General features: G+C 36.9%; 7 protein-coding genes. 3 read left to right on the forward strand and 4 right to left on the reverse strand.

What is annotated here, in order from left to right:
- The first annotated feature begins 145 nt into the window (after positions 1–145).
- A complete protein-coding gene (locus ABIL39_11935) occupies positions 146–1,468 on the forward strand; it encodes a GWxTD domain-containing protein (GenBank protein ID MEO0166835.1) in 1,323 nt (440 codons plus the stop codon).
- Positions 1,469–1,530: 62 nt separating this feature from the next.
- Positions 1,531–3,573, forward strand: a complete 2,043-nt coding sequence (locus ABIL39_11940) for a prolyl oligopeptidase family serine peptidase (GenBank protein MEO0166836.1) — start codon at positions 1,531–1,533, stop codon at positions 3,571–3,573.
- A 56-nt stretch (positions 3,574–3,629) separates the two neighbouring features.
- Here the strand turns inward: ABIL39_11940 and ABIL39_11945 are convergent, their stop codons facing one another.
- The 4 genes from ABIL39_11945 to ABIL39_11960 form a co-directional block, all read right to left on the reverse strand.
- A complete protein-coding gene (locus ABIL39_11945) occupies positions 3,630–4,952 on the reverse strand; it encodes a kelch repeat-containing protein (protein MEO0166837.1) in 1,323 nt (440 codons plus the stop codon).
- 60 nt (positions 4,953–5,012) lie between these two features.
- A complete protein-coding gene (locus ABIL39_11950) occupies positions 5,013–5,957 on the reverse strand; it encodes a lysylphosphatidylglycerol synthase domain-containing protein (GenBank protein ID MEO0166838.1) in 945 nt (314 codons plus the stop codon).
- 79 nt (positions 5,958–6,036) lie between these two features.
- The gene (locus ABIL39_11955) at positions 6,037–7,116 is read right to left on the reverse strand and encodes a glycosyltransferase family 1 protein (protein ID MEO0166839.1); all 1,080 of its coding nucleotides are present in this window, start codon (positions 7,114–7,116) and stop codon (positions 6,037–6,039) included.
- A complete protein-coding gene (locus ABIL39_11960) occupies positions 7,113–7,769 on the reverse strand; it encodes a class I SAM-dependent methyltransferase (GenBank protein MEO0166840.1) in 657 nt (218 codons plus the stop codon). The genes ABIL39_11955 and ABIL39_11960 overlap by 4 nt, the downstream gene beginning before the upstream one ends.
- 104 nt (positions 7,770–7,873) lie before the next feature.
- Between ABIL39_11960 and ABIL39_11965 the strand changes: the two genes are divergently transcribed.
- Entirely contained in the window at positions 7,874–7,996 is a 123-nt protein-coding gene (locus ABIL39_11965) for a hypothetical protein (GenBank protein MEO0166841.1), read from the forward strand.
- Positions 7,997–8,093: the final 97 nt, after the last annotated feature.

Below are 8,093 nucleotides of genomic sequence, written 5' to 3' on the forward strand. Positions count from 1 at the left end.
AATATATCCAGGGGTGCCTATGTTTTCAAGTATTTGGGTAAGATATTTTATTTTGATTAAATAACCCCACTTCGGTAAGATTATTTTTGATTCAAATCGTATCCTTGACACAAAATAATAACTGGTTATACTTATGGGGTGTATCATGTTATACAGAAAGACAGTTTTTAAAAAAAATTTCATTTCTTTCATTCTCGGGATTCTATTAATTGCTGGTTGTACCTCTAATATCCTGGGAGCAAAGTACTACCGGCTTTTGGAGAAAGAGAGAAAGATTTATTTGGGACTGCGGGGTATAGATTCAATTGCAGCTTATCAGTACTTAAACTTGCCCTCACCGGTTGAGCGCAAAGCATTCTATGAACAATACTGGCAGGGTAAAGAAGAAGAACAGAGCGAATTTGAAAAAAGGGTAGAGTTTGCCTTTAAAGAATTCGGCAAATATGCGCCTCTTACCGATGACCGGATACCCATATATGTAAAATATGGAAATCCTACAAGGCGCTATATAATAACTCCAGAAAAGAAAGTGGGAATTGTGACGAGGGAATTCGTCCGGCCTGCCGAGATATGGACCTACAAAAATGAAGGCATAGAATTCGATTTCGTTCGGCTAACTCGTGCCTATAAGATTGTGGCAAAGAGTGAATTTGGTGAACACGTAAGAATTCCCTATTTGAAAGAAGACACAACAGAAATAGCTTTTGTTAATACTGTTTTCGGCAAAAAATTAAACTTCGCAATATCTTACGGGCGATTTAGGCAACGACGGGACTTGGTTAGATTAGAGATATACACCAGCATTCAGATTGATGCTGCCACGGATACACCGCTGCGCCGGAGGGTGCAGGTGTATAATGAGGCTGAAAGTCTAATAGTGGAAAGACTTAGTAGCTTAATACCGACGAATGGATTTGGGAGTTTTATTTATTACGATGAGATAAACTTGTGGCTAGCACCCCAGAAATACAGAATAGCCATTGAATACCTCAATCCGCAGGAACAGACCTATGGTAGGAAAGAATTTTCAGTTGATCTTCTTGATTACAAAGAAGATGCAAAAAAAATAAGTGATTTGGTTTTTGCGAAATTGATTGATGAAGCAATAAGTGATGAGAAATTTTTTAAGCCGGTAGGCAGGGTTATACCAGTCGTTCAGGCAGCGCTTCCTGTGTCTACCCCGTTCTATATATATCATGAAGTATATAATCTAAAAATGCAGAAAGGGCAACATTTACTACGGGTTGATTATGAAGTTTACAATAAAGAGCGAATGCGCAAAGAGATTGTTGATATTATGAGCCATATTAAAAGCGGTGATGGTGATGTGGCATATATTGCTGCAAAATATCATCCAATGGATTTGCCTCCGGGTAATTATATAATTGTTGCCAAAACCACCGATCTCTTGAGTAACGAACAATTTTCGGCAGTGGGCGAATTCACGCTGGAATCGCCCAGCAAATAAATATGAAAAAGCCGATTATACAAATTAATTTAATCCTTATTTTGCTTAACATGGGGTGCATCATGAAATATACCGAAAAAAGATTTCCCTCGACAAAAAAAGTGCCTGTCGCCGATTGTATCCACGGGAAGGTAATTATTGATGAGTACCGGTGGTTAGAAAATTTTACTGATGATAAAGTTCAAGAATGGATTGCCCAGCAGAATAATCTGACACGTGAATATCTTGATAAACTTCCCCAGCGGGAATGGTTGAAAAGGAGATTTACTGAATTAAAAAGATACGATGATATATCTGCTCCTCGTCAAGTTCTCGTTGGTGATCGAATATTTTATTCAGCAATAAAGAAGGATTGGGAGCGCTGGGCATATTATACAAAAGAGAATGAAAATGCTGAATCAGTTTTACTATTTGATCCGAATCAATGGGGGTTGAATACCCTTGGCGCGGTCTATCCATCACGGGATGGTAAATATATTGCCTACAGCGTAGAGGAAGCAGGAAAGGAAAATCCGATTATAAAAATAATGGAAGTTGAAACAGGAAGGACATTACCTGATTCACTCCAGGGTTGGCGCCAAAGCGGAGTTGCCTGGTTGCCGGACAATTCAGGTTTTTATTATACTGCGAATCCATTGAAGGGCACAGTGCCTGAAGGTGAAGAGAACTACTGGGATGCAGTTTATTTCCATAAACTGGGTACACCAACTTCTGAAGATAAAAAAATATTCTTTCATCCGGAAGTAAAAGAATATTTTCATAATGCGGTAGTCAGTGAGGATGGAAAATATGTATTATTTTATCGCTCAATGTTTTACAAAAATGAAGTTTATATCCAGAGATTAGGCACCAGTGAACCGATGCAACCGATTGCTACGGGTTTTGATGCCGAATACAGCGTAATTCTGGTGGAGGACCGATTGATAATAAAAACAAATCTGGATGCACCAAATGGAAGGGTATTTTCAACGACTCTGGATAAGCTGGATAAGAAATACTGGCAGGAAATCATTCCTGAGTTTGAAGATCACCTTGAATATATTGAAGCAATTGGTGGGCATCTCTACGCAGTTTATATCCATAATGCCCATACGAACATAAAGATTTATACCATAGAAGGGGAATACATCAGAGACCTACCATTGCCAACCATAGGGAGTGCCTGGGTCTGGGGCTACTGGTCAAAGCCTGATGTCTGGGTTTCTTTCAGTTCTTTTACCCATCCCTTAACGATTTATAAATACGCTTTTGAAAGTGATAAATTAATTCTATATCATCGCCCACCGATTGATATTGAGCTATCTAATTTTGTTGTCGAACAGGTGTGGTATGATTCAAAGGATGGAACAAAAATACCAATGTTCTTGGTGCACCATAAGGATATAAAAAAGAATGGCAAAAACCCGGTATATTTGACTGGGTATGGGGGATTTAAGATATCTATCCACCCGCATTTTTCCGTAAATTATGGAGTCTTTCTTGAATCTGGTGGAATGATCGCAATACCTAATCTGCGCGGTGGCGGCGAATTTGGGGATGAATGGCATAAGGCAGGAATGCTTGATAAAAAACAGAATGTCTTTGACGATTTTATTTCTGCGGCGGAATACCTTATTGAGAATAAGTATACGAGTCCTGAGTATCTTGCAATTGGTGGTGCCAGTAATGGTGGATTGCTTACCGGGGCGGCATTGGTCCAAGCGCCAGAATTATTTAAGGCAGTCTATGTTGGTGTCCCTTTACTTGATATGCTCAGATACCATAAATACAGTTATGCAAATATTTGGGCTGAAGAGTATGGAAGCGCTGATAACGCCGAACAGTTTGAATATTTAATCAAGTACTCACCCTATCACAATGTTAAAAAACAAAAATATCCTGCAGTCCTTTTTGAGGCAAGTGATAATGACCCACGGTGTCATCCGATGCATGCCATGAAAATGGCAGCAAAGGTTCAGGAAAACCAAACAGGCGAGGCACCAATCTTATTAATAGTTCGCAGACATGCAGGACACGGAGGCGGGACAACAAAATCTGAACAAATTGAAGAAGATGTTGATATGTGGTCATTCATAATGAGCCAACTTGGTATGAATTTGCGATAATGGTTAATTGTGCACTAATTAAAAATCTTCGAAAAACCAATCAATAAAATGATTTTTCACTTTATGACGATCAATTTTTGGGAATTCAGTTTATTATCAATATCCATTAGAATAAAGTAAGTTCCAGCAGAAACCCGTCTGCCATTGTTATCGCAGCCATCCCAAGCAATGATATGATTGCCTGAATTAGATCCTTTTTTTATCAAGTCTTTAACCACCTTTCCTGAGGCATCCACGACTCTCAATGAAAATCCATCACGACAGGTCGGAACAAAGGCATTGATTTGACAAGGAAATTTTACCGGATTAGATGGCACTTTGAGATAAGATTGAAGGATTGTTTTATCTTTGTTTTCACTGATCGCAAGCGTATCAAGGGTAAGCACGTATGTATCACCGAAATAATAGTCATAATACTGATCACCACCGAAAACAAAGATTTTATGATGGAATGGGTCATAAGCTGCACAGGCACCTCGTCTGCCTTCAATGTTTACACCACTCGGTATAATCTGATGCCAGACTAAAGAATTCAGATTGAGAGCCCAGACATCATTGTAATATAACATATAACCTGGATAATCATAACCAAATCCCAGAATCATTTCGTGATTTTGATTATCATAAACTGCCCAGTGTCTTGTCCGGGCACCGGGTAATGTGCCTGAAGGGGATAATTGTTGCCATGACTCATTGCCATAATTTAAATTCAATGCCCAGACATCGTTATAAATTGGTGAGCTGTTGCCGCCGAAAATAATCATTCTATGGGCAATCGGGTCATAAATTGAAGTATGTGCACCTCTTATTGGTGGCGGCGAACCAGACGGATTTATCTGGATCCAGGTTGTATCATTCAAATTTAAAGCCCAGACATCATTGAAGTTATTTCCGCCTGCATCATAACCACCAAAGACAATCATACGATTGTTTACCGGGTCAAATATCGCTGAATGTGCATCACGGGCTACGGGCGGAGTCCCAGAAGGGAAAATCTGGGTCCATACTTCATATCCCGGATTGAGATTGAGTATCCATACATCATTATAAAATGTATAATCATCTCTGCCGCCAAAGAGTATTACAGAATTGAGTATCGGATGGTATACCATGGAAGGTGAGCGCCGAGGTGTTGGAAGAGGTTGGGGAAGTTGAAATAATTTCCAGGTTTGAGTGTTAAAATCAAGTATCCAGACATCATTAAAGTGTCCGCCCCATGGTAATCTATAATTACCACCGCCAAATAGAATCATGCGTTGCCCGATACTGTCGGTGACTGCCACTGCCATACTCCTTGGTGTTGGATTTGCAGTAATCTGCCATTCTGCAGAAAATATTACGGAAATAAAAGTTAGTGAGATAATAGCAAATTGTCTCATTTGTCCTCCTCAAAAAATTATATAATAAATACCTGAAATGTCAACACCTATGTATTACAACTAAGTTAATACTTTGTCTTTCGAGGTTTGCCCGGGCAAAAATTTTATTGAGATTATAGCAAATATAATTTCAGCGACGGTTATCCATAAACGCGACAAAAGACTTATTATTATTGCAATCGGTTTAGGAAAATAAAGAGACAGTAATAGAGTTAATATACCTTCTCTAACGCCTAATCCCGCAGGGGCAAATAGCGCAAGAAATCCAAGATTCCAGGAGATTGCGAATACACCAGTTAAATCAATTAATTTACTACAAAAAACCGGATAGAATGAATTAATTAGAAAGAAAAAACCAATGCCGTAGATTATCCATGCGATTCCATATAATAATGTGAGGAGTAGCATTGAAAAATAATTGTATTTCAGTGTTACAAAAGGACGTTTTACTATTCTACATAAAAAATTTATAACTTTCTCTGCAAAAAACGGATGCAGGACAATTATAAAAAAGACGGTTAGAATAATTGCAAGAAAGATATAACTTCTTAATATAGCGAAGTTGTAAATCAATGGTGAAATTATAAAAATAATAAGGGAAGAAAGCAAAAGAAGACCAGTTTCCAGCGCCATACTCAGAAATCCTTTTTCTTCTTTCACCCCCAATTTTCTTATAAAATAAACCCTACCTGCTGCATACCATACTTTGCCGGGTAAATATTTTCCAAGGATTGAAATTCCGGTTATAGACAAGGAGTGTTTAAATGAAATTTTTTCCCCAAGATTTGCTAAAATTTTCTGCCATAAATAAGCACCGTAAAGAAAATTTAAAAAAATTGGTATGAATGAAATGACGATAAAACCGAAATTAATTTTTAATTTATCGAAAGGTATCTCCTGCCAGGTCTGAACAAGGTTTTTACCCAAAAAGAAGAATATAATTAAAATAATAATCCAGAAAACTATTTTCTTTAAGATTGATGAGAATTGTTTGCCGGACTCCATTATTAATTATAGTTAAAATGTTCAATAATTCAACAATCCCATTATTCTAAAACGATCGAAGAATGGAAATTCTCTATATTTAATCAGTAAAGTTTTCATAGATTTCAGCAACTTCATCTGCTGTCTTCTGCCAGGTGAATTTTTTTGCTTGGGTAATGCCCTTTTCTTTTAGCTCAGAATAAAGGCTTCGATTATCCAACAATTTTTTTATACCCTCGTAAATTTCCAACACGGAATATGGATTTACTTTTAATCCTGCCTCACCCACGATTTCGGGCAGAGAACTTGTATTGGCAACCACCACTGGAGTCCCACAACTCATTGCCTCAAGGGCGGGAAGCCCAAAACCTTCATAAAAAGAAGGCATTACGAATATATCTGCGGCATTATAAAAATCTGGAAGTTCGTTTTCTGTAACATCTTCAAAATATTTTACATTATTTTCAATGCCCAGTCTTTTTATCAACCGGAATGTTCGGACAGTCCGTTTACCGACCCTTATTAAAATTAAATTTTTATATTCAAATAGAAGTCTTGCAAAAGCCTGTATAACCCCGGGTATATTTTTTCTGTATTTTTCGGTTCCCACATTCAAGATGATTTTAAAATCTTCGGAAATCATTAATTTCTTTTTCAGCATTTCCTTGTTGTTTAGAGGTCTGAAGATATTGTGTTCGACCCCAAGATAGATTGTTTTTATCCTTTTTGCAGAGATACCATAGATTCTTATCAAATCTCTTTTTGTTGAATCTGAATCCGCAAGAACAACCTGTGCTTTTTTCAGTCCATAATAAATAAGGCGCCGCCAGATTTTTTCTGAAGGATGGTCAGGAACTATCAACGGTGCAAGGTCATGACAGGTGATAATAGAGTTTGTTTTTGAGATTAAAAAGGATAGATTTTGATTGGCAAAATGATACAAATCATATTCTGGAAACTTTTTATGGATTCTATACCAGAAAAATGGTTTATTATCAAAGAGCGGGAATTTTTTATCCTGAGCAATAATATCACCTTTTTGATTCCTTAATACCCTATCTTTATAATCCAGCAATAAAAAATCAAGGGCAAACTTTTCTTTCAACAATTCAAATATCTTGAATGCATATTTACCCATTCCGGAATAAAATGGCTGGTCATTGATCAAGGCGAACTTCATTTATTCTTTTCGATGCCAATAATTTTAAGAAATCCTATTATTTCAAAAAATCCATGCCATTTTTTAGTAGTAAAAAAATATTTAAAGGCTTCAATATCTACTCGGCAATATCTTACCTGTGTACGAAATGATTTAAGCGAAAGACTAGAAAGAATTATCTTATGCCAATTTGAAGGAGACAATAATCTTTCATTGCCGAATGGCTTAACAGGATATTTGTCGGACGGCACACTAAATATTATTATCTGCTTAGATACCCGTAATTGCTCCATCATCAAATTTCTAATCTCATTATCCTGAAAGTGTTCAAAAAACCCCTGAGAAAAACATAGGGAGAAAACACTGTCCTTAAATGGCAGAGCAAATGCATCTGCGGCAACAAAATTGATTTTCCTACCAAAAATTTTGCAATTGTTCTTGGCATTTTTTAAAACTTCTTTATCATTATCAATAGCGACCACCGTAGGTAAGAACCAGCTAATAAAAGCACTTAAAGCACCAGTCCCGGTACCAATTTCAACTACAGAACGGGGCATTCGTTTGATAATTAAAAAAATTAATTCAAGATTACACATTATGCGTTTTAAGAATTTTTTAAAAGTGACTGTTTCTTTATAAAACTCCCGCCAAGATGGATTTTCTATTTCTTTCATAAGACATATTATATGGTTAATTTTATCGGTGTCAAGGATATAATGAAAAATAGTTATTCCCATATGCGGAATTTTTAATAAAATTAGTTAAACAGGAGGTACTAATGGCCGAAGATAAAAATTATCTCTACCTGGGTGTAGATGTCCATAAGCATTCATCTACCATAACGGTGATGGATGAAGATGGTAAGCGATTAGTAACGGAAAAAATTACCAAATACTCGTGAGGCTTTTGTAAGATTGTTAAATTCTTTTGGTGATAATTATTTTCGGGCGGTCCTGGAAGCAGGTAGAAACTGGGGTGTGATTTATGACCTCTTAGAA

This window comes from candidate division WOR-3 bacterium (assembly GCA_039802205.1).
GTDB lineage: Bacteria > Hydrothermota > Tepidihabitantia > SM23-42 > JAOAFX01 > JAOAFX01.

Bases quoted from the DNA above. Each gene is read 5' to 3' on its own strand.
- ABIL39_11945 (MEO0166837.1), bottom strand. From the start codon at position 4,952: ATGAGACAATTTGCTATTATCTCACTAACTTTTATTTCCGTAATATTT.
- ABIL39_11950 (MEO0166838.1), bottom strand. From the start codon at position 5,957: ATGGAGTCCGGCAAACAATTCTCATCAATCTTAAAGAAAATAGTTTTC.
- ABIL39_11935 (MEO0166835.1), top strand. From the start codon at position 146: ATGTTATACAGAAAGACAGTTTTTAAAAAAAATTTCATTTCTTTCATT.
- ABIL39_11965 (MEO0166841.1), top strand. From the start codon at position 7,874: ATGGCCGAAGATAAAAATTATCTCTACCTGGGTGTAGATGTCCATAAG.
- ABIL39_11955 (MEO0166839.1), bottom strand. From the start codon at position 7,116: ATGAAGTTCGCCTTGATCAATGACCAGCCATTTTATTCCGGAATGGGT.
- ABIL39_11960 (MEO0166840.1), bottom strand. From the start codon at position 7,769: ATGAAAGAAATAGAAAATCCATCTTGGCGGGAGTTTTATAAAGAAACA.
- ABIL39_11940 (MEO0166836.1), top strand. From the start codon at position 1,531: ATGAAATATACCGAAAAAAGATTTCCCTCGACAAAAAAAGTGCCTGTC.